This is a genomic window from Lutimonas halocynthiae (genome assembly GCF_030409835.1).
GTDB lineage: Bacteria > Bacteroidota > Bacteroidia > Flavobacteriales > Flavobacteriaceae > Lutimonas > Lutimonas halocynthiae.
Map to the genome: position 1 here is coordinate 268351 of NZ_JAUFQO010000002.1, position 22284 is coordinate 290634.

Here is a 22284-nt window from a genome sequence, read left to right on the forward strand (position 1 = left end):
GTTATATTGCACCCTTAAATATTTAACTTAAAATTAACAACTATGAAATTGATCAAAGGAATTTTTGTAATAGCAGTTGTAAGTGCTCTTACATTTTCATGTGACCAAGCGAAAAAAGAAGTAGCTACTGACGCAACTGATGCTGTAGAGGCTGTAGAAGCTGCAGGTGAAGCAACAGCTGAGGCTGTAGAAGAAGGTGCTGATGCTGTTGAGCAGGCTGTAGATTCAGTTGCTGCTGATGCAGAAAAAGCTGTAGATTCGGCTAAAGTTATGGCTGACGGTGCTGTAAAAAAATGTGAAGGAAAATGTGCTAAAGATGGTAAATCTTGTGACAAAAGCTGCAAGGCCTAACATCCAATACTTCATAAATTATTAAAAAGCTACCCTTGAGGTAGCTTTTTTTTGCTCCAAATTGAAATTTTATTACGCAATGAATAGTAAAGAAACAGTAGGCTGATAAGATATAAAACACCTACAAGTTGATGCAAGGTTCCGTAAACTAATGGAATACCCGTTTTGATTTTTAGCAGTGTCATGATTCCTAAAAATACCTGAAATACAACTAGTAAGTATGAAACTGTTAGCCATTTAATGGCACCTGTATGAACATGATTTCGTTTTTTATGATAAAAATAGACGGTCAAAATTAAAATAATATAGGCCAGCATTCTATGAATAAATTGAACCAGGGCAGGAGCGAAGGCAAATCGATCATAGTTTGTTAGGTTGTGCAGGGTCCAATTAGAGCTGTCTAATAATACTGCAGGAATAAAGGCGCCATTCATCGAAGGCCAGCTTGAATAATATAAGCCTGCTCTCATACCTGCCATTAAGCCTGCAATAATTAATTGGATCGTTGTTAAAACCAATAGAATCAAAACAAATTTGGTGTGCCCTTTTTTTGGTTTGTTTTCCATCAAATAAACATCGGCAATACATTTTACCATCGCGCCAATTGTGAGAATAGCCAGCATGAAATGCAAAGTTAACTTGTAAGCATTAACCCATGGTCTTTCTACAAGACCGCTCATCACCATAATCCATCCGGCAGAAGCTGTCAAGGCTGTTAAGAAGACTACTAGAGCCAGCCTCTTAATTAAAAAGAAATCAATTTGCTTTCGAATAACAAATATGATAAAAGGAATTAAAAAGATCACTCCAAGAGTTCGAACCCATAGACGATGAAAGAATTCCCAGAAGTAAATGAATTTGAATTGTTTGAGTGTAAAATCAGAATTGATCTTATGAAATTGTGGGGTTTGTTTATAAAGCTCAAAGACTTCTGCCCATTGCTGTTTGTTCATTGGTGGAATAACACCCGTAATGATATCCCAACTTGTTATGGATAATCCAGAACCGGTGAGCCTGGTAATTCCGCCTAGAATCACTTGGCCAATAAGCATGATGAGCCCGGTTAATAACCAGAATCTTATTGTTTTTGTATAGAGGTATTGTTTCTTCAACTAACGATTATTATAAGTTAATTTTTCCATTGCAAAGATTCAATCATTCTGATAATGTCTTTCTGCAGGTAATTTATAGCGGGTTTAATTGAATCATAATTAGGTTGTACATTGAAATATACAGCTCCGGTTATAAAATGACTACTGCTATCAGTCACATGGAACTGAATAGGTGAAGCCGCATTACCTGAGACCTCAAAAATTGAACCATAAACTTTATGCTCTTTATTAGCATATGGAATTGAACTGATTCCATCTGCTTTAATCGTGTGATTGAATGTCAGTTTCTCCGCTTCAAGAAATAATTCTTTTAAGTTATTATCAACGGGGCGGTATGTCATATTAATAGAGGCTTTCAACTTAGCGTAATCAATATTCACCCAGCATTTGTCATTCAACTTGACTTTCGTTTCGTCAGAAGCATCAAATGCATAAGGACAATCGGTATTGATTGGTGTATAAGTGGGGCTGGGATACTCAAGTCTGAGCTGGGCCTTTGGTTTCGGGAGTACTTCTTCTTTACATGAGTTCATGGTCATAGACCATATCAAAGCGAAACAAGTTATTTTAAACAAACGTATTCTCATCATTATTTTTTCTTCATTGGCAGGTTTACTTTAACCTGTTTGATTCTTTTTTTGTCAATAGCCTCGATAATAAAATTGTAATTCTTGAATGAGACCTTGTCATTTTTTTTAGGGAATTTCCCGGTTATTTCTAAAATAAATCCAGCCAAAGTTTCCGCTTCGAATTTATGTTCTTCAAATATAGATTCCTCTATTTGTAAAACCTTATAAAAATCCTTTAAAGTGATTTTTCCTTCAAAAACATAATTCAGATCATCGAGTTTAGAATAAGAAAGATCGTTTTGATCGAATTCATCGGAAATATCTCCAACGATCTCTTCAACAATGTCTTCAAGGGTAATCAGGCCAGAAGTACCACCGTATTCATCTACAACAATGGCCATATGGTTTTTCATATCTTGAAACTCCTTTAACAAATCATCTAGTTTTTTGTTCTCGGGCACAAAAAAAGCTTCTCTAATAATCTTTTTCCATTGAAAAGTTTTTTTATTTATGTGTGGGATTAAATCTTTCGTGTATAGTATACCTATTATATTATCAATATTCTCTTTGTAAACAGGAATCCTGGAATGTCCCTTTTGAATAATTTTTTCAGTAACTTCAATGAATTCCTCATCCGATGCGATAGCAAAAATATCCATTCTTGGACACATGATCTGAGACGTATCAGTGTTTCCAAAATTCACAATTCCTTGTAAAATCTTTTTCTCCTCTTTTGTTGTAGCGCCTTTTGATGTCAATTCCAAAGCTTGAGACAAGACCTCTACAGAAAAATCAGTTTGTTTTTTACTTAATTTTCTTTCGACAATTTTTGTAAGACTCAACAATGGTTTGCTCAAAAAAGAAAGCATCGAATTTAAGAAAATCATGGGCTTTGCCATAAATGAAGCAAAGCCATATGCATTTCTGCTTGCGTAAATTTTAGGTAAAACTTCTCCGAATAACAGAATTAAAAAAGTTACCAGAACGATCTCTATCAAAAACTTCAATAAAGTTGAAGAAAGGTTGCTAAACAGATAGTCACCAACATAAGTGAAAAGCAATATAAATAGTATGTTGACAAAGTTGTTGGCGATTAGAATTGTAGCCAATAATTTCTTGGGTCCTTCTAATAATTGGTTGACTTGCTTCAGATTTAAATTTGACTCATCTTCAAGATCAGCCTTTGTCAACGAAAAAAAAGCAACTTCAGTTCCAGAAATCAATCCGGAAATACAAAGAAGGATAACTAGCGAGACAATACCAATTGTAGTTTGCCATCCTAATTCAATTGCCATAAAAATACTTGAGGGTTCAGGGTCCAATTAATAATGTTTTAATTCATGCTAATTTTAAAACTAAAACGGCAGATCATCTGCTGTTCCTCCGATTGGTTGTGCCCCAGTCGATTTAGTCTCATTTGGTTCTTGACCAGCGGGGCCTGGATTATTCAAATCTTTTTTTGTGGTAAGAAATGTCATTTCTAAAGCGTGGATCTCAGTAGTGTATCTTTTCACACCTTCTTGTTCCCATTGCCTTGTCTTGATTTTTCCTTCAACAAAAACACGATCGCCTTTACTTAAATATTTTTCACAAAGTTCAGCCAATTTATTTCTGACCACAACATTATGCCATTCTGTAGTAGTAACTTTTTCGCCAGTTTGCCTATTGCTAAATGACTCATTCGTAGCAACCGGAAACCTGCCTATACAATTTCCTCCTTCAAAATAATGCATTTTTACCTCGTCGCCTAAATGCCCAATCAACATTACCTTATTTAATGAATTTGCCATAATTATTTATTAGTAATCAAAGATAGTCAAATTGCTAGAATCCATTAATTGGGGCTATGATATTTATCAACAAAATTCTGAAGCAAGACAGGTAAGGCATGCTCTTTCAAATCATGCCAGGCGGTAAGATTATTTAATTTTTCTTCAGGCTCGACGATCCAGAATGAAGCATATAAGGTCTGGTGTGTCAATTTATGAATTATTGGTTTTTGATTGTACTTTTTAAGGGTGAATGGGCCGCTGATTGATAGCTCATCAAAAATAAATTTTTCAAACGCCAGCTCATCAAAAATATCATCTTTAGTTTCATGAACCGGAAACTCAAACAAATTTTGCCAAATGTCTTTATGCTCTCTCTTTCTAATAACTGTTGAATCACCTTCATGATCTACTACTAAATAATTAAAATAGCGTTTCCGGATCTTTAGTTTTTTAATTTTCAAAGGAAGTTGATCTATCATCTTATGTTGCAAAGCATAGCATGACCCATTAAAAATACAAGTCTCACATTTTGGATTTTTTGGCAAACAGACCAGCGCACCAAATTCCATTAAAGCCTGATTGTGGGTCCCAGGATCATGATGATCAAGTAATTTCTCTGCCAATGATTTAAATTCTGTGATGCCCTGCCTTTCATTTATGGCAGTCTTAATTCCAAATATTCTTGACAAGACCCTGTAAACGTTTCCGTCGACTACGGCATGTGGTTTATTAAATGCGATGGAGGCAATTGCTGAGGCAGTATAGTCTCCAATTCCTTTCAATTTTATAAGTTCATCATAAGTCTCAGGAAACTGACCATTATAATCATTGGAAATTATCTTGGCTGTACTGTGAAGATTTCTCGCTCGAGAATAATAACCGAGCCCTTGCCATAATTTTAAAATATGTGTTTCATCGGCCTCCGCAAGAGCAAAAATATCGTTGAATTCGTCAATGAATTTTTCATAGTATGAGGTGCCTTGTGCAACACGCGTCTGTTGCAAAATGATTTCGGATAACCAGATGTAAAATGGATTCCTAGATTTTCTCCAAGGTAAATCACGTTGATTATTTAAATACCACATTATTAATGTGTTAGAAAAGTTTGATTTTTCCCTCATTTTGCAATAGTACAATTTTTTTATCTAATTAAATTTTAATCATTTAGCTTTCCGAAATTGATTTATTGTATTATATTTGCCGACTCAAATGAGGAAATAAATAACGTATAAATAGTTTAAAATGACAAAAGCAGAGATCGTAGCTAACATTTCAGAAAATTCTGGTATTGAAAAAGCAGATGTTTTAAGAGTAGTTGAGGATTTTATGGTAGAGGTTAAAGATTCACTGAACCAGGGGAATAATGTTTATTTAAGAGGATTTGGAAGTTTTATCGTGAAAGAAAGAGCTGAAAAAACAGGAAGAAATATTTCTAAGAATACAACAATAAAAATACCTGCACATAACATTCCAGCTTTCAAACCTGCAAAAGTTTTTGTAGAAAGCGTTAAAAAAAGTGTTGCAGTAAAATAATAAAAATCATATAATTCAGTTTATTATGCCAAGTGGTAAAAAAAGAAAACGCAGCAAAATTTCGACGCACAAGCGTAAGAAAAGAAGCAGACAAAATAGACATAAGAAGAAAAAATAACAAATAGGTGAGCAATCACCTATTTGTTTTAACTTTTCAGTTTAGTAAGTTCATTGACATAAAATTTGCTCAGGCAAATACGAGGTTATCAAGAATAACCAAACACATTTATTAATCAATCTATCTGTATTAAGATTATAATGATCGCTATAGATGGATGTAAATATATAACAGAGTGAAAACAGAATTAATAATTAGATCGAATTCCTCTGATATAGATTTTGCCTTATTAAAAGACGGAAAACTTGTTGAGTTACACAATGAAACTTTGGATAATAATTTCTCAGTTGGAGATATATTTTTATCAAAAGTTAAAAAAACTTTATCGGGACTAAATGCATCATTTGTAAATGTAGGAAGTGAAAAAGATGCCTTCTTACATTATCATGATTTAGGACCACAATTAGCATCTTTAAAAAAATTCACACAGCAAGTAAGTACAGGAAAAAGAAAGGATTACACTTTAAAGAATTTCCAAATCGAGAAAGATATCGATAAACATGGAAAAATTGATGATGCAATAAAATCGGGTCAGAATATGCTAGTGCAGGTTGTTAAAGAACCAATTTCTACCAAAGGCCCACGAATAAGCTCTGAATTATCTATTGCAGGGCGATATTTGGTTTTAGTACCATTCTCTGATCGTGTATCAGTATCCCAGAAAATTACAAATAATAAAGAAAAGGAGCGCTTAAAAAGGCTGGCACAGAGTATTAAACCAAAAGGATTTGGCGTTATACTAAGAACTGTGGCACAAGGAATAAAAGTTGCAGAACTAGATGCTGATTTGCAGTATTCGGTTCAGCGATGGGTCAATATGTGCAAACAAATACCCAATGCACAAGCTCCTCAAAAAGTATTATCTGAATTAAACAGGGCTTCATCAATCCTTAGAGATGTATTTGATGAATCGTTTACTAGTATTATTACGAACGATGTATCCTTGCACCAAGAAATTATTGACTATTTAGAAAGAATTGCACCAGAGAAAAAATCAATTGCTAAGCACTATAAATCAAGAGTGCCAATCTTTGATTATTACGGAATTGAAAAGCAGATTAAATCAGCTTTTGGTAAAACCGTTTCGATGCGTAAAGGAGCTTATTTGGTGATAGAACACACCGAAGCTTTGCATGTTATTGATGTAAATTCAGGTAATAGGTCAAATAAAGCGAATTCTCAGGCAGATACTGCTCTAGAAGTTAATATGATTGCAGCATCGGAGATTGCAAGACAACTCCAGTTGCGAGATATGGGAGGGATAATTGTAGTTGATTTCATAGATATGCACCTTGCAGATCACAGAAAGAAACTTTACGATCATCTCAGAAAAGAGATGAGTAGTTCGCGTACCAAGCATAAAGTGTTACCACCTAGTAAATTTGGACTTATTCAGATTACTCGCCAAAGAGTGAGACCTGAAAGGAACATCAAAACTAAGGAAGATAACCCTAATAAGAATGGAGAAGTAGAGGCACCAATTCTTTTGATAGAAAGAATAGAAACTCAGTTGACTAAGATAATGGAAGAAGATCGATCAGGAATAGCGTTACATACGCATTCATTCGTGGCTTCCCATCTTTCAAAAGGTTTTAATTCAGTTCAAATGAAATGGTTCTTAAAATATAGAAAGTGGATCAAGATTGTTCCACGAGATGCATTTCCATACTTGAAATATCAATTTGTCGATCAGAACGACAAGATAATAAGGTAAGTATATATCATAAAGCCCCGCAAAAGCGGGGCTTTTTTTTTGGCCCTACATCAGTATTTTTGAAATGAATTTCCTGGAATCACTTAGCTGTACTTTTAGAATATAAATTGCCCTTCTAGGCAAACCATGCGAATTAACTTCAACTATGGTCTTATTTGAATTGATATCTCTCAGTTTACGACCATTCAAGTCAAATATTTCGAGTCGACTAATAGTGTCCATTTTATTGGTATTCACCTTAAGAACATTATCCATTAGATTCCATTTTATTTTTGTTAGTTCGGGTTTAGATGTTTCTTCTTGAAGATCACTAAAATCAAGTTCAAACCTGTTCTCTATAGGGCCTGATTCAGTAGATTCAAAATCATAAGGCCCAAGTTTGAGGTCATGCCTTATTCCTAATAATTTATCGGTCAGCATTATCTTAGAGTTTGATATGCTTCCAGCAATATGATCTATGCTTATTTGTAGCTTACCCCTCTCAGAGTTATTCGATATCAATCCTAATTGAATAGTTTCATCACTTTGAAAAGGAGGTAAACCCTGAATACCAAGTCGATGCTGCGCGAGCATGGAATAGAGATTAAGATTATGATCGTTCAAAAATCGGGTTCCATCAAATTTTTTGTCATATCCTGTAGTTGCTCCATTGATAAAGCCGATTAATATCTGGCTAAAGGCCCCTTTACTATCAGTTAGATTGATCCATATTTTATTTTCTTGTTTGTTCTCGTTTCTTACAGGTCTGAAAAATGTTGCACTGTCATTGGCAGTTCTCATGGCATTATTCAAGTGTAAAAGGCCTTCCTTTTGTGCTTCAACAAAAAAACCTTGACAGCTACCTATATATTTTGTTGGTTCCTGACCTTCGCCATGCGCTTTTACCCCTCCGATTCCAACCGTATACATGGCGTAGTCACTTGAGGTATAGTGCTGATCACCAAGAGATCCGTCTGTGACAGCCTTTGTAGCATGTGTCCAGAAATAGAAGGTGCCATGTAGTAAATCTTTATTCATCGGATGATTCAGTAAAGCTTCCGCATTTATGGCTGATGGATAAGGGTTGCCAATAAAATTCCAGGCCCGTTGCTCAGTTGCAGTTTGGCTTTGTTTTAGGATCGGAATCTGTATAGCCCCTGAATTCACTTCTCCTTCAAAAACGACTTCTTGATGCTTTAAAAATGGGACGGTGCTAGGAGCCATGGAAGTATAGCCCCTCCCTACTTCCATTTCTCCTGAAACACCTACCCAAGCATCGTTATTATCGTCAATGTTATCATTGTTTATATCTTCATAATCAAGGGTTGAAAGGATGAAAAATGAGTCTTGAGGAGACTGCTCAAATACAGTTTCTAATCTTGCATTTTTAACTGGGCTAGACCAATAAGTATAGTCTAAAGGATTAAGCGCCGTTGTTGTTTTATGAATTCTGAGTATTCCATTATTTTCAATATTACCTGAGTCTTCTATCATTAGAAGTGAACCTTCATTTTCTACCTCCAGGATGCCATCCAAAAGGAGATTTTTTTTTATCTGTACTTTTTTATTTGCGTTGATAATTAAACTGGCATCACCCAGAATATGCAAGGAGCAGGCCTCTATATTTCCCTGCATATTTGTTGTATAATTAGCTGCAATAATGGCTTGTCTATTGATGTCTGGAATTCCATTTGACCATGCACCTTGATTCCAGGTTGTGGAACCTGAATTATGAAGGCCCAACCGCTCATTAGAACCAGCACTGGCAAAGTCGATTTCATCGATGGAATACGCTATCCAATCATTTTCATTAAAACCTGTATTGGGAGTAGCCGCAGAACAGCCATATTTTCTTACCAAACTAAGGTTACTTCCCCAATCTCCTGATCTACCTACTACATCGGTTCGGTCAGCCCAGCATGATGTTTCTCCTGAGGTCGAAATAATGAGGATGTCATCACCGGTGAAACCACAAACTGCTGATTTTAGCTCAGAACCATCAAGAGCGTAGTCCGGCGCAGTTACATTTAGTGTTGCACAAAATTTTATAGTTTGATTTGGCTCAAGAGCTGGAATAAGCACTTTTCTATAAGGTTTTAATCCGACAGGCTCCTTTGTGTCATCATTTCGATACAGTGCCAGGTAATAGCCGTTTTCTGGGCTTCTTTGGTTAGTAGAATTCGTGATTTCTATCCATTTGTTATTGGCATTGCCTTCATAATATTGAGAGATGATTAATGGATGGTTTGTAGGGCCAGTTCCTTCCCCTTGAATGACAAAACTAAATGGGTTTTCAGAAGGATCATTATTTAAAATTTCTATCCTAGCTATATGAAGAGAAGGGGAGTCTGGTGTGTAAAATAGTTTTAGACTAAGGCTATCTTTTGGCTGTATTGAGAATGTTTTGTGAAAATCATGTGAGAATTTCGAAGCAGACTCACCAGATATTAGAATGTCTTTGATATCTAATTTACTCGTCCCCGTATTTCTTATAGTAAAAGATCTGCTAATCAAAGTGTCTTTTGAAGCAGGCCAGTTCCCAAAATAGGTATTGTTAATTAAAGACGTTTTTTCGCTCCCGTCGGGTATAATTTGTGTTAAACCTGTGACTTCGATTTCCGGAAGGTCTCCTTCACATTGGCTGGCATGAAGATTCAGATTGGCGGTATTCTCAAGGCCGTAGACATCCCATTCATTGAGGTCAAACTGATTATTGGGATTTTGGATTAAACTTTTCCTTCGAAGACAGAGATCCTTTGCAAAGGAATCTGATGTTCCAATTTTGCCTATTAACTCGATGATTTTATCAGCCTTTTGCAAGGCTATCTTATCATCGCCGTTATAATCCATCACTGAATTGTTGGTGCTCAAATCGGCTTCAATACCTAGTATTTCATTTTGATCGTCTATTAGAAACGTTTTATACGGAGCAATCTCACCCGATAGTTGTAGTTCCGAAGCTTCGGTATTGCTACCCGTGAATTTCAAAAGTTTGTATAAACTAAGGTCAACTGTTTCGTTCGTAGGATTGTAAAGTTCAATATAATTGTTTCGATGACTCGAAGAAGATAGTCCTTCAACATATTCTGAAATCATAAGCTCTTTACAAGGTGCAATGGCTTCACCCGTGACTAAGAAATTATCAAGGCCAGCTGTATCAGATCCATTTTGTTTTATGCTGATTCTGAGTTTGAGCTCGGTTACTTGATTGGGAATTGACATCGAAACTGTCAACCATGAATCGGTACTAAAATCATTTTGACCTTCGATAAACACTATTTCTTCTTGACTAATTCCATCAAGCCAGAGTTGGTATTTCATGTCATCGCCATTGTCAAAGCCTATTACCTGAACTTGAAATGAAAGTTGTACGTCTCTTAAAGTCGAAATGTCAATGGTTTTAAAATCCAGATATTCAAAGTCAGATGAACCGCAGTTTCCGTTGAGGTCTTGAATTCCCCAGAATGATTCCCCTTCAGCCGGTAATATACTATCAAGTGTATTGCGATAGTTCCAGGTATCATCTCCATTGGTGCATGGAGGGGTGGATAAGTTTTCAATTGCCCAGTTATCTCCTGAGGTTTCAAAACCTTGTTTATAAACCACAGAAGTTTGCGAATAGATTTGAATCAGATAGAAGAGCAGATAAAGGCATAAATAGTATCTCAGCATGTTTAAGCAGATTAGTCTTGGAAAAAATATTTGATGAGAGTACATTTGGGATGCTATTTATTTTATTACATGCAACAAAAAAAGTCAACATATACACTTGAAGAGGCAAAACGCTCGATGGAACGATATTGCGTTTACCAGGATCGTTGTCATCAGGAGATTGAAAAGAAATTAAGGCAAATGAATATGATTCCGCAGGCATGTGATTTAATATTGTTGCATTTGATGGAACATGATTTTTTGAATGAGGAAAGATTTTCCAGGAGTTTTGCTCGCGGGAAGTTCAGGATTAAACAATGGGGGCGAAGACGCATTGAGATGGAATTGAAACAAAGGGATATTTCTGCCTATAATATTAAAGCAGGTTTGAGCGAGATATCTCAAGAGGAATATGAAAAGGTTTTTGAAGAAGTGAGCAAAAAACGTTTCGACAGTGTTCGTGAACCAAACGTTTTTAAAAAACGTAAAAAAGTAGCAGATTTTCTTTTGAGAAAGGGGTTTGAAAGTAATAAAGTATATGAAGTTTTAAGAGAATTAGAAAAGGAAAATAATTCGTGATATGAAAGAAAATAGCCTGATTGTTTTTAGTATATTTGTTCCCCTAAAATTTTAGATTATGAGTGTACAAAGTCAAGTAATGGAGCAGATGAAAGCAGCTATGAAATCGAAAGATACAGTAGCGCTGGAATCATTGAGAGCATTGAAATCAGCATTCCTAATGGCCAATACCAGTGGCAGCAATGTTGAACTAAGTGAAGAGGACGAAATCAAGATAGTCCAAAAATTAGTGAAGCAAAGAAAAGACAGTGCAGCCATATTTCAAGAACAAGACAGAAATGACCTTGCTGATCCAGAAATAGCTCAAGCTAAGGTTTTAGAACAATTTCTTCCTGCCCAAATGGGAGAGGAAGAATTAAAAACAGCCATTGAAGCCATCATTAGTCAAACTGGAGCAAGCACTATGAAGGATATGGGTAAGGTTATGGGAATGGCCTCAAAACAACTTGGCGGAAAGGCTGATGGAAAAGCAATATCAATGGTTGTTAAACAATTATTGAGTTAAATATTAAAAAACATTACGAATAATATTATGGCCCCGTGCCCGCCTGCCGGCAGGCAGGGCGCAATTGAATAGCGCATCAGACCTGCCTGCCGGCAGGCAGGTTTCGGTTTAAGGATTAAAGATGATATTTACATATGTGCTTTACAGCGAAGAGTTTGACAGAACCTATACTGGAATGACAAAAGATGTTGAGAAGAGGTTAAAGCAACATAATAAAAAAGAGAATAAATCAACAAAAGCATATGTTCCATGGAGATTAGTACATTTGGAACAGTTTAATAGCAGAATAGAAGCACGAAAAAGAGAAAAATATTTAAAATCAGGAATCGGCAGAGAATTTATAAAATCCATTCTTGATGAAAATTGGCCCCGTGGCGCAACTGAATAGCGCATCAGATTTCGGCTCTGAGGGTTACAGGTTTGAATCCTGTCGGGGTCACTTTTAAAACTCCCAATGAGTTTGAAAACCGTGCAAATCCTATGATTTACACGGTTTTATTGTTTTCGGACTTTCATATTAAATGATGTTATTTGATATTAAAAGGTCACAGATCGTCAACATTTTTTAAGACTGTCAACAATGTTGACGATTTAGTGTATTTTTATTTACGATTCTCAGTATTGTGAATTGACTTTCGTCTAAATGAATGTTTAATTTAAAAGACGAAAATAATGCGTACTTCATCAACATTTTCTATCCTATTTTGGATATACAGCACACGTGTCAAGAACAATCAAACTAGTATTTACGCCAGAGTTACGGTAAACGGAAAAAGAGCAAACATTAGCTTAAAACATAAAGTAGATGTTCGAACTTGGGATGCTAAAAGACAAAGGGCTAAAGGTAATGGGGAAATTTCAAGAGCTCTCAACCAATATTTAGACCAGGTTCACTCTCAGCTTTTTCAATGTTTCAAAAACCTTAAGTTAAGCGGAAAACTAATTACCGCCGAGTTAATTAAAGCCCAATATTTAGAAGATGGAGATAACTCTAAGACCCTTCAAGATCTTCTGGAATACCACACAAAAAAGACTGAAACAACCTTAGCTATTGGCACGCTAAGAAATTTTGGGGTAACTCAAGGTTATATAAGTAAGTATGTTAGTAATGTGCTGAACACATCGGATGTTTACTTAAAGGAATTGGATTATAAATTTATTTGCGATTTCGAAAGTTTCCTCCACAGCTATTGGCCAAAAGGTCATCCTAAGGCTATGAGCAATAACACTGTAATGAAACATATTCAAAGGTTTCGGAAAATAGTAACTCTGGGGTATCATATAGAGTGGATGGAAAGAGATCCTTTTTCTCGATGGAAACCTACCTATGAAAAAAGAGAAAGACCCTATTTAACAGATAATGAGCTTTCAAATATCGAAACTTACTATTTTCCTATTGAACGTTTAGAAAGAGTTAGAGACCTGTTTGTATTTAGTTGTTATACGGGTATAGCCTATTCTGATATAATGAACCTCAATAGAGATAATATTTTAAAGGGAATAGATGGTAACGATTGGATATTTACCAATCGACAAAAAACCAAATCACCTGTAAAAGTGCCTCTTCTGCAGAAGGCACAAGAGCTTCTTAATAAGTATAAGAATCACCCAATGACACAAATATCTGGAACATTATTTCCTGTGATTACCAATGAAAAAGTAAATTTATATCTTAAAGAAATTGCAGAAGCGGTTGGATTGAAAAAGAACCTGACTTTTCATATGGCTCGACACACCTTTGCCACAACGGTCACTTTAAGTAATGGAGTGCCTATAGAGACAGTTTCAAAACTTTTAGGGCATTCAAAAATTGCTTCAACACAGATATATGCTCGTGTAATAGAAAGAAAAGTGAGTGAAGATATGCAACTTTTGAAAATGAAACTTGAAACCGATACTGTGTCATTGAACAAAGTAAACTAACACAACTAAGCCTTTAAAATTTATTTAATACTTATCTGACAGCTCTTTTTTGGAATCAAGTTTTTACAAATTATTTATATGGCCAGAAAATGGCCTGCAAGACATAGTTTAAATTTTCTGGAAATCATTTTTCGAAAACTTTAGTGCAGCCATTTTCCAATCGTTGATTTTTGATCCATTTTCAATTTGATAGTTTTTGGATTTTAAGAATGCATGAAATTTGATTCCTTCAATTTCTGGCCATCCATTTTTATTAAAAAAATTAATCACAACCTGTTCATTTTTTGGCTTGGTCAGTTTATATAGTTTTTTATTGTTTTTAGTTTTAAAGAAGGTACCAATTTTTGGCGTGGTTTTGGGACTCTGCTGACCAGATTCTGGTAAGGTAGGATACACGGCTTGTTCAATGCTTGTACCATATTTGGACATGTTGATTCTTGAACCTCTTTTCGGACTGAAGGACGGATGGTACTCCAGATAACCCCAATTATGTAGATCTCGGATATGGTTGTGATAGGTCGTCTTTGATTTGAACTTTGCCATATCCATGATCTCATTTCGGTTGATCATGAACATCTTTTTAAAGAACGATCTGTTCCATTTCTGGAAAAGCGCCATGTATAGGGCAATGTGCCCTTGCCTAATATGCTCATCGTTATTAAAGCTCTCCAATACGGTGTTTAAATGAACGATATAGTTGACCTTATCCATTAGTTCTCAGGCTTGTCATGATTGCATCGTTTTCCCCTGAATTTAACTTGAGGGTTTGATTGTAGCTCACGATTGTCAAATCGTTTCTTTTCTAAAAGAAGAGGTTTTTCTTTTTTTGGATCATTCTGTTCAAAAAGGGAATAGAGCATTGCCGCTGTAGGCTTAGTCTGTGTTTTTTCAATATCTTTCATAATTGCAATCATTCCATTCATTCGTTTTTTGATCAGGATAGAAATTCTATTTTCTAAGGTTTCCATTCGAGGCCCTAAACACTCAGTTGGGGAAATTCCGTTTTCTTTAAAAAAATCCAGCATTAAGAGCAAAGTCATCGATTGAGATTTCGAGAGCATTTTACTAAATCTTCTAAACTCATTAGCCACAGACCTCTTAATTTTTAGTGTCTCAAATACTTCTTTTTCAAATCCTTTATCCATGTTTTTAGTAATTAAAATGCCTGATTACGGCGGTTCTTGAATGTTTTTAGTAATAAATTGTGTTTATAGCTAAATTTCAAAAAGCCTAGAAAACACGCTAAGCCTTATAAACACTAGGTTTATAGTAAAATCGAATAAAAGTAACATAGCGTAGCGTGTTACCCTCTTGCTTTTCATTTTAATCTCGCTTCGCGAGAAAAAAACATCAAACAAATAGGAAACCTATTTGCCTTATTACAATGATAAATTCCAATTAATGGTTGATTGAAAAGTTTAGCTTATAGCGAAAGTCTGTTTATAAAAAAAGCTAAACTTGATATAGAAAGTCAATATCTGTATGATAAAAATACTATTAAATATTGATATAATAATCCGAAAAATAGATTTGTTGGCATTAAAAAACCATGTAATATCAAAACAAATCAAACTGTATTATATAATACCATCGTCAGCAAAACTGAAATATTCTTGGCTTGGAGTAATGATCAAATGATCTAGAAGTTTGATATCTAATAATTCGGAAGCTTGTTTAATTTTAGAGGTCAATCTTTTGTCGGAATCACTTGGTTTTAAGTTTCCAGAGGGGTGATTATGAGCTAAAATGATGGCAGTGGAAAGGGACTTTAGCACAACTGCGAATATGATTCTAATATCTACTAAAGTACCTGTAATTCCACCGGAAGAAATTTCATATATTCCTTTAACTATATTGGAATTATTGAGTAGCATAATTTTAAAGGACTCATGAAGTTCAATCGTATCATTATCCCAGGTTTCAAATAGGATCTTTGCCGCATCAGATGAAGCACTAATTTTAGTAAGATTCGAGGAGGTAACTCTGTTTTTGTAACTAATCTTTATTTCACTAACACAACCCATAAATATTATTTGTTAAATAGTTAAACTTTTTTGATACAAATTCAAAAGGGATGTTAACTTTCCATTTAACCAAATTTTATATTTGGTGTATGGAAATTACATCCCAATTTTGTCATCAAAAAAGTAAACTATGAATAATCTAAGGTACTTTTTAGATAAAGAGTTAACTAAGATCTAAGAAGTCGTTTCAGGAAGAATAATTATAATCAAATTTGGCAATAGACCGATCATTATTTGTTTACAATGTTATTATGATTGAGATTGTTGAGAAGAGTAAAAGCACTTTTTTTGCAAATAATGGATATACATGTCAAAGCCTTTAACCTTTCCTAATAGTAAATCATGTGATGTTGTAAATTCTGGAGTACGATAATACAAGTTATGCTGCTCAACCCAAACCAAATTGCACAAGATTATGGGGAAGCATAACTAGAAAATGGATTAATTGAGATAATCAAATATGGTACTAAGGTTTTGTCAAACCAGATTTCAATTAAAAAAGTGAAAGAAACGGATACATCATATGTTTATTTAAAGGCTCTGGGTACAATTCTCTACGCAATGAAGGGAAAACGCATATTTGATCGCTTTGGTTTTAATCTTCCAGAAGAAAAAAAACATGAGCGAACTCCTACGAAACTATTAACAAAATATAAAGAATGGGAATATAACATTGAAGCGTCAAACTGGATGAACAACTCAACAGGAGAAATGTTGAGTGACTATAAAATATCATCAAATTTAGAGGCTATTCTAAGCGAAAACATTAATATTACTCATAATTAAATGGTTAAACTTCCGTTAAACATTATAGATAGTTACAAAAATTTATACCTTTGCATTTAGAATGAAAAAAGTTTTCCATAAAATAATGTCTTTGTTAATGGCTTTTGTAGTGTTATTTTCTACAATGTCATTCACTGTTAATATGCATTATTGTGGTGATGCTTTGGCAGAAACTGCTATTTTCCATAAAGCAGAAGGCTGTGGAATGGAAATGGACCAACCATCATCCGAAGGTTGTGACATTGCAAAAAAGAATTGTTGTAGTGATGAACAATTAGTAATTAATGGTCAGGACGAACTTCAATTACAAGTTGACAAGATTTCTTTTGAGCAACAAATATTTATAGCTTCATTTGTTTATACTTATCTTAACCTTTTTGAAGGCTTAGAAAATAATGTATCTTCTTACGAAGAATATAGGCCGCCACTCGTCATAAGACAACTCTACAAGATTGACGAGACTTATCTAATTTGATTTTTAAACTTTAGACTATGTTATCCAATAACTTCATGTTGTTAGGATAATTTGCCGTATTCAGTGTTTTCTTAACACTAATGTCTAACTGTTTAATAATCAAAATAATGCTAAATAAAAGCATAAAATTTCTTATAGAAAACAAACTCGTTGCTGTATTAATGCTTGTTCTATTCATAGGATGGGGAACCGTTAATGCTCCTTTTAATTGGAATACTGGATTTTTACCAAGTAACCCAGTTGCCGTTGATGCTATACCAGATATTGGTGAAAATCAACAAATTGTATTTACTAAATGGGATGGTCGTTCACCACAAGATATAGAAGACCAAATAACATACCCATTAACTACATCCTTATTAGGGATTCCTGGAGTAAAAACCATTCGTAGTTCTTCTATGTTTGGCTTTTCAAGTATCTATATTATTTTTGAAGAAGACATAGAATTTTACTGGAGCAGAAGTCGTATTCTCGAAAAACTCAATTCCTTACCAAGTGGTTTACTACCCGAAGGAGTTAATCCTGCTTTAGGTCCAGATGCCACAGGATTAGGGCAAATATTTTGGTACAATTTAGAAGGTCGTGATGAAAACGGTAACGTTACTGGTGGCTGGGATTTACAAGAGTTGCGCAGTATTCAAGACTACTATGTAAAATATGCCCTATCCTCTGCAAGTGGTGTGTCTGAAGTTGCTTCAATAGGTGGTTATGTCCAAGAATACCAAGTGGATGTAAATCCAGAATTAATGCGTCAATACAATATTGGATTACATCATGTTGTAAAAGCCGTCAAGGAGAGTAACAAAGATATTGGTGCACAAACCATTGAAATCAATAATGCAGAATACTTAGTCCGTGGTTTAGGCTATGTGAAGTCTATTGAAGATATAGAAAATGCAGTAGTCACTTCCGAAGATTATACATCAATCAAAATAAAAGATATTGGAAAAGTCTCATTAGGTCCAGCAACTAGACGGGGATTATTGGATAAAGAAGGTGCGGAAGTTGTTGGAGCTGTTGTGGTAGCAAGATATGGGGCTAATCCAATGGAAGTCATCAATAACGTAAAAGAGAAAATTAATGAGTTAAGTGCTGGTTTGCCCTCAAAAGTGTTAGCGGATGGCAGGACATCACAAGTGACAATAGTGCCCTTTTATGATAGAACAGAATTAATTCAAGAAACATTAGGCACACTTAACGAAGCATTGACTTTAGAAATCCTCATAACCATTCTGGTCATTATCATTATGGTCTTTAATCTTCGAGCTTCAGTATTAATTTCTGGCTTATTGCCTGTGGCGGTTTTAATGGTTTTTATCGCAATGAAACTCTTTGGTGTGGATGCAAACATAGTAGCGCTATCTGGTATTGCTATTGCTATTGGTACCATGGTCGATGTAGGGGTGATACTATCAGAAAATATTATAAGGCATTTGGATGAAGATAATGGTTCACAATCTATTAATACAGTAGTTTATAACGCAACAGCTGAGGTGTCTGGTGCAATCGTAACCGCAGTAATGACCACTATTATTAGTTTCATTCCCGTATTTACAATGATTGGTGCAGAAGGAAAACTATTCAGACCATTAGCCTTTACGAAAACTTTCGCGTTAACAGCGTCTATTATTGTGGCCTTATTCTTAATACCACCGTTTGCCGCTATTTTATTCAGAAAGAAAAGCATTAATACCAATTTTAAATATGTTTTAAATGGGGTTTTAATAGCATTAGGTATTGCAGCAATAATTTATGGTTATTGGTTAGGGTTAATATTGGTAGGTTTTGGAATCGTTGCACTTATTAAGCAACAAGAGATACTCTCAGAAAAACAAGCTAATCTTATCAATATAATCATTTCAGTATCGGCTATAGTATTCTTGTTAGCCGAATATTGGAGACCGTTAGGGGTTGACAAAAGTATCTTCTGGAATCTCATTTTTGTAAGTGTAATTTGCTTTGGCTTATTAGGCGTTTTCTCATTATTTATAAAAAACTACACACGTATTTTAAGGTGGTGTTTAGATAACAAACTGTTGTTTTTATCCCTACCAACAGCTATTGTAATAGCAGGGTTTTTCATTATGAAGAACACAGGTAAAGAGTTTATGCCATCATTAAATGAAGGCTCATTTCTCTTAATGCCAACCTCAATGCCACATTCTGGTGTAGAAGAAAATAAGCGTGTATTGCAGCAATTAGATATGGCTGTTGCCAGTATTCCAGAGATTGAAACCGTTGTAGGAAAAGCAGGTCGTACAGAATCCGCTTTAGACCCAGCACCAATGTCAATGTATGAAAATATGATTCAGTATAAACCCGAATATATGCTGAATGGTAACGGAAAACGCCAACACTACAAAGTAAATGATGAAGGCTTATTTGAACTAAAGGATGGTCGTTTTATTTCGAATCCTAATAATTCCGAAAATGTCAGCTTTAGCACAGTTAAAAGGTCTCTATTAATTGAAGATAATGATGGTGAGTACTATCGCAACTGGAGACCAGAAATACAATCACCAGATGATATTTGGAATGAAATAATAAGGGTTACAAAATTACCAGGTGTAACATCCGCACCAAAGCTACAACCCATTGAAACCCGATTAGTGATGCTTCAAACTGGAATGCGTGCACCAATGGGAATTAAGGTAAAAGGCCAAGACTTAAAGCAAATTGAAGCGTTTGGGGTGCGATTAGAAAACATCATTAAGCGTGCCGAAGGTGTTAAAAAGGAAGCCGTATTCGCTGACAGAATTGTTGGTAAACCATATTTACTTATTGATATAGACAGAGATAAAATAGCTCGATATGGTATTTCTATACAGGATGTACAAGACGTGTTAAAAATCGCTGTTGGTGGTATGGTATTAACACAAACAGTTGAAGGTCGTGAGCGATATGGTGTTCGAGTACGATACCCAAGAGAATTGCGAGCAAACCCAACAGACTTACAACAGATTTATGTGCCAGTTGAAAAAGGTAGTCCGATTCCTTTAAGTGAATTGGCAACCATTCGTTACGAACAAGGCCCACAAGTCATTAAAAGTGAAGATACTTTTTTAGTAGGTTATGTATTGTTTGATAAATTGGATGGATTTGCGGAAGTAAGTGTTGTTGAAAACGCACAAGCACTTATTCAAGAAAAAATAAATTCTGGTGAATTGATAGTTCCAAAAGGAATCAATTATGCCTTCACAGGAACCTACGAAAATCAATTAAGAGCAGAAAAAACATTATCAGTTGTCGTACCATTGGCATTGGCAATTATCTTTTTAATACTGTATTTCCAATTTCGCTCAGTGGGAACATCATTAATGGTCTTCACAGGAATAGCTGTGGCTTTTGCTGGAGGCTTTATTATGATTTGGCTCTATGGTCAAGATTGGTTTTTAAACTTCAACTTCTTTGGGGAAAATATGCGAGACTTGTTCCAGATGCACCCAATTAATTTAAGTGTAGCTGTTTGGGTTGGATTTATTGCACTCTTCGGAATTGCAACAGATGATGGTGTAGTAATGGCAACCTATTTAACTCAAACTTTTGACAGGAATACACCAGAAAACAGGAAAGAAATAAGAGCATCAATAGTAGAAGCGGGTGAAAAACGAATCAGACCATGTTTAATGACTACAGCGACCACAATTTTGGCATTGTTACCAGTACTAACCTCAACAGGACGAGGAAGCGATATTATGATACCTATGGCAATACCGAGTTTTGGTGGAATGCTCATAGCCTTAATAACCTTATTTGTGGTACCAGTATTATTTAGCTGGAAAGCGGAGATTCAACTTAAAAGAACTACAAAATGAAACAGATAAAATCATACATAAAAACAGTCTTTATACTTGGTTCTATATTCTTTGTTCTCAAAGGAAATGCACAACAATTAGAATCACTTATTGCTGTAGCCCTGACAAACAATCCAGAAATTCAAAAATTTGAGTTGAAATATGAAAGAGCTTCGGAACAGGTAAACGAGGTCAATAATATTCCCAATACCGCATTTGCTGTCGGGTATTTTGTAAGTGAACCAGAAACACGAACAGGTGCGCAAAAGTTTAAAATATCGGCTAATCAAATGTTGCCATGGTTTGGTACAATTACTTCAAGAGAAAAATATGTGAATTCACTAGCTGAAGCTAAATACGAAGACATTGTTATTGCCAAACGAAAACTAATGTCTTCAGTATCGCAATCCTATTATAATTTATATACAAATGAAGCAAAACAAGAAGTGTTGAGCGAGAATATAAAACTATTGGAAACCTATGAAACATTGGCACTAACATCGGTTGAGGTTGGTAAAGCATCTGCTGTAGATGTATTGCGATTGCAAATGCGTCAGAACGAAATGCAACAATTAAAAGATGTTTTAAAGCAACAATTTTTAGCAGAACAAACAAACTTTAATAATCTATTGAATAGAGCAAATGATGTAACGGTTAATGTAGTAGACGGTTTAACTATACCATCAGAAGATTTTGAAATCAATTCTGAAAAATTAGCATTACATCCCGAATTATTGAAATATGACAAGCTCTACCTATCAGTGGAACAATCTGAATTGCTAAACCAAAAAGAAAGCAGCCCTATGATTGGTTTTGGGTTAGATTATATCAATGTAGAGAAACGTCCAGATATGGATTTTAGTGACAATGGTAAAGATATTTTGATGCCAATGGTTTCATTAACAATACCAATTTTCAACAAAAAATATAAATCGCAAACAAAACAAAACAAGTTGCAGGAACAAGAAATATTGGCGCAAAAACAAGAGCGTTTAAATACGTTAGAAACGATTTTGGATAAGGCAATAAACGATAGAATTTCTTCAAGAATAAGTTATTCTACCCAAACTAAAAACTTAAAGCAAGCAATTGACGCAGAAGAAATAATATTCAAAAGCTATGAAACGGGGACCATTGATTTTAATGATGTTCTGGATATTCAGGAACTACAATTAAAGTTCCAAATGAACCAAATAGAATCAGTGAAAACCTACTATGTACAAACAACAATCATCAATTATTTAAGTAACTAAAAACAAGTATAAATTAAAATTAAAAACAATGAAGAAATTACGATTAACAACAATTATGGTTATGGTTTTTTAAAGCCTATCTGCAACGTCTTGTAAAGACGCTAAAAAAGAAAAATAAGTGTAACAGTAGGAGCCGAATAACTCTG

20 protein-coding genes and 1 tRNA gene are annotated in these 22284 nt (G+C 34.9%); 12 read left to right on the forward strand and 9 right to left on the reverse strand.

The features are described from left to right. Positions 1 to 42 precede the first annotated feature (42 nt). Positions 43 to 351, forward strand: a complete 309-nt coding sequence (locus tag QWY87_RS04165) for a hypothetical protein (RefSeq protein ID WP_290288590.1) — start codon at positions 43 to 45, stop codon at positions 349 to 351. Positions 352 to 380: 29 nt separating this feature from the next. Here QWY87_RS04165 and QWY87_RS04170 read toward each other — a convergent pair whose 3' ends face one another. From QWY87_RS04170 to mutY, 5 genes are read right to left on the reverse strand one after another with little or no spacing between them, the layout of a single operon-like run. After that, positions 381 to 1463, reverse strand: coding sequence for a COX15/CtaA family protein (locus QWY87_RS04170; RefSeq protein WP_290288593.1), 1083 nt, complete (start codon positions 1461 to 1463; stop codon positions 381 to 383). A gap of 17 nt (positions 1464 to 1480) precedes the next feature. Further along, on the reverse strand, positions 1481 to 2050 hold the full coding sequence (gene gldD / locus QWY87_RS04175; protein WP_494337525.1) for a gliding motility lipoprotein GldD: 570 nt from the start codon (positions 2048 to 2050) through the stop codon (positions 1481 to 1483). A 2-nt stretch (positions 2051 to 2052) separates the two neighbouring features. Next, entirely contained in the window at positions 2053 to 3354 is a 1302-nt protein-coding gene (gene gldE, locus QWY87_RS04180; protein ID WP_290288598.1) for a gliding motility-associated protein GldE, read from the reverse strand. Positions 3355 to 3387: 33 nt separating this feature from the next. Further along, the gene (locus QWY87_RS04185) at positions 3388 to 3822 is read right to left on the reverse strand and encodes a single-stranded DNA-binding protein (RefSeq protein WP_290288599.1); all 435 of its coding nucleotides are present in this window, start codon (positions 3820 to 3822) and stop codon (positions 3388 to 3390) included. Positions 3823 to 3866: 44 nt separating this feature from the next. Next, positions 3867 to 4925 carry an A/G-specific adenine glycosylase gene (gene mutY, locus QWY87_RS04190; RefSeq protein ID WP_290288600.1) on the reverse strand — a complete coding sequence of 353 codons (1059 nt, stop codon included), beginning with the start codon at positions 4923 to 4925 and terminating at the stop codon, positions 3867 to 3869. 121 nt (positions 4926 to 5046) lie between these two features. Between mutY and QWY87_RS04195 the strand changes: the two genes are divergently transcribed. After that, on the forward strand, positions 5047 to 5337 hold the full coding sequence (locus QWY87_RS04195) for an HU family DNA-binding protein (RefSeq protein WP_290288601.1): 291 nt from the start codon (positions 5047 to 5049) through the stop codon (positions 5335 to 5337). 293 nt (positions 5338 to 5630) lie between these two features. Further along, positions 5631 to 7169, forward strand: coding sequence for a ribonuclease E/G (locus QWY87_RS04200; RefSeq protein WP_290288602.1), 1539 nt, complete (start codon positions 5631 to 5633; stop codon positions 7167 to 7169). Positions 7170 to 7214: 45 nt separating this feature from the next. On the opposite strand, the gene QWY87_RS04205 is transcribed toward QWY87_RS04200, so the two are convergent. Next, positions 7215 to 10820 carry a DUF8693 domain-containing protein gene (locus tag QWY87_RS04205; RefSeq protein ID WP_290288603.1) on the reverse strand — a complete coding sequence of 1202 codons (3606 nt, stop codon included), beginning with the start codon at positions 10818 to 10820 and terminating at the stop codon, positions 7215 to 7217. A gap of 69 nt (positions 10821 to 10889) precedes the next feature. Here QWY87_RS04205 and QWY87_RS04210 point away from each other — a divergent pair, with 69 nt between their 5' ends. From QWY87_RS04210 to QWY87_RS04230, 5 genes are all read left to right on the forward strand, one after another. Continuing rightward, positions 10890 to 11378 (forward strand): regulatory protein RecX, encoded by a 489-nt coding sequence (locus QWY87_RS04210; protein WP_290288604.1) that lies wholly within the window; start codon positions 10890 to 10892, stop codon positions 11376 to 11378. 58 nt (positions 11379 to 11436) lie between these two features. Beyond that, on the forward strand, positions 11437 to 11883 hold the full coding sequence (locus tag QWY87_RS04215) for a GatB/YqeY domain-containing protein (RefSeq protein ID WP_290288605.1): 447 nt from the start codon (positions 11437 to 11439) through the stop codon (positions 11881 to 11883). Between the two features lie 121 nt (positions 11884 to 12004). Then, positions 12005 to 12271, forward strand: a complete 267-nt coding sequence (locus QWY87_RS04220) for a GIY-YIG nuclease family protein (RefSeq protein ID WP_290288606.1) — start codon at positions 12005 to 12007, stop codon at positions 12269 to 12271. Then, positions 12249 to 12322, forward strand: a tRNA-Arg gene (locus QWY87_RS04225). Before QWY87_RS04220 ends, QWY87_RS04225 begins: the two co-directional genes overlap by 23 nt. A 233-nt stretch (positions 12323 to 12555) precedes the next feature. Further along, positions 12556 to 13806 carry a site-specific integrase gene (locus QWY87_RS04230; RefSeq protein WP_290288608.1) on the forward strand — a complete coding sequence of 417 codons (1251 nt, stop codon included), beginning with the start codon at positions 12556 to 12558 and terminating at the stop codon, positions 13804 to 13806. 108 nt (positions 13807 to 13914) lie between these two features. On the opposite strand, the gene QWY87_RS04235 is transcribed toward QWY87_RS04230, so the two are convergent. The 3 genes from QWY87_RS04235 to QWY87_RS04245 form a co-directional block, all read right to left on the reverse strand. Continuing rightward, positions 13915 to 14517: a hypothetical protein gene (locus tag QWY87_RS04235; RefSeq protein ID WP_290288610.1), complete on the reverse strand. Its 603-nt coding sequence runs from the start codon at positions 14515 to 14517 to the stop codon at positions 13915 to 13917. After that, complete coding sequence (locus QWY87_RS04240; protein ID WP_290288611.1) at positions 14517 to 14951, reverse strand: BfmA/BtgA family mobilization protein; 435 nt, start codon at positions 14949 to 14951, stop codon at positions 14517 to 14519. Before QWY87_RS04240 ends, QWY87_RS04235 begins: the two co-directional genes overlap by 1 nt. A 432-nt stretch (positions 14952 to 15383) precedes the next feature. After that, positions 15384 to 15830 carry a JAB domain-containing protein gene (locus tag QWY87_RS04245; RefSeq protein WP_290288612.1) on the reverse strand — a complete coding sequence of 149 codons (447 nt, stop codon included), beginning with the start codon at positions 15828 to 15830 and terminating at the stop codon, positions 15384 to 15386. A gap of 474 nt (positions 15831 to 16304) precedes the next feature. Here QWY87_RS04245 and QWY87_RS04250 point away from each other — a divergent pair, with 474 nt between their 5' ends. The 4 genes from QWY87_RS04250 to QWY87_RS04265 all read left to right on the forward strand — a co-directional run bounded on the left by QWY87_RS04250 (position 16305) and on the right by QWY87_RS04265 (position 22138). Continuing rightward, positions 16305 to 16616, forward strand: coding sequence for a hypothetical protein (locus QWY87_RS04250; RefSeq protein ID WP_290288614.1), 312 nt, complete (start codon positions 16305 to 16307; stop codon positions 16614 to 16616). A gap of 61 nt (positions 16617 to 16677) precedes the next feature. Next, the gene (locus QWY87_RS04255) at positions 16678 to 17091 is read left to right on the forward strand and encodes an HYC_CC_PP family protein (protein ID WP_290288616.1); all 414 of its coding nucleotides are present in this window, start codon (positions 16678 to 16680) and stop codon (positions 17089 to 17091) included. Positions 17092 to 17198: 107 nt separating this feature from the next. Further along, positions 17199 to 20906, forward strand: a complete 3708-nt coding sequence (locus QWY87_RS04260; RefSeq protein ID WP_290288764.1) for an efflux RND transporter permease subunit — start codon at positions 17199 to 17201, stop codon at positions 20904 to 20906. Continuing rightward, entirely contained in the window at positions 20903 to 22138 is a 1236-nt protein-coding gene (locus tag QWY87_RS04265) for a TolC family protein (protein WP_290288618.1), read from the forward strand. Before QWY87_RS04260 ends, QWY87_RS04265 begins: the two co-directional genes overlap by 4 nt. Positions 22139 to 22284 lie beyond the last annotated feature (146 nt).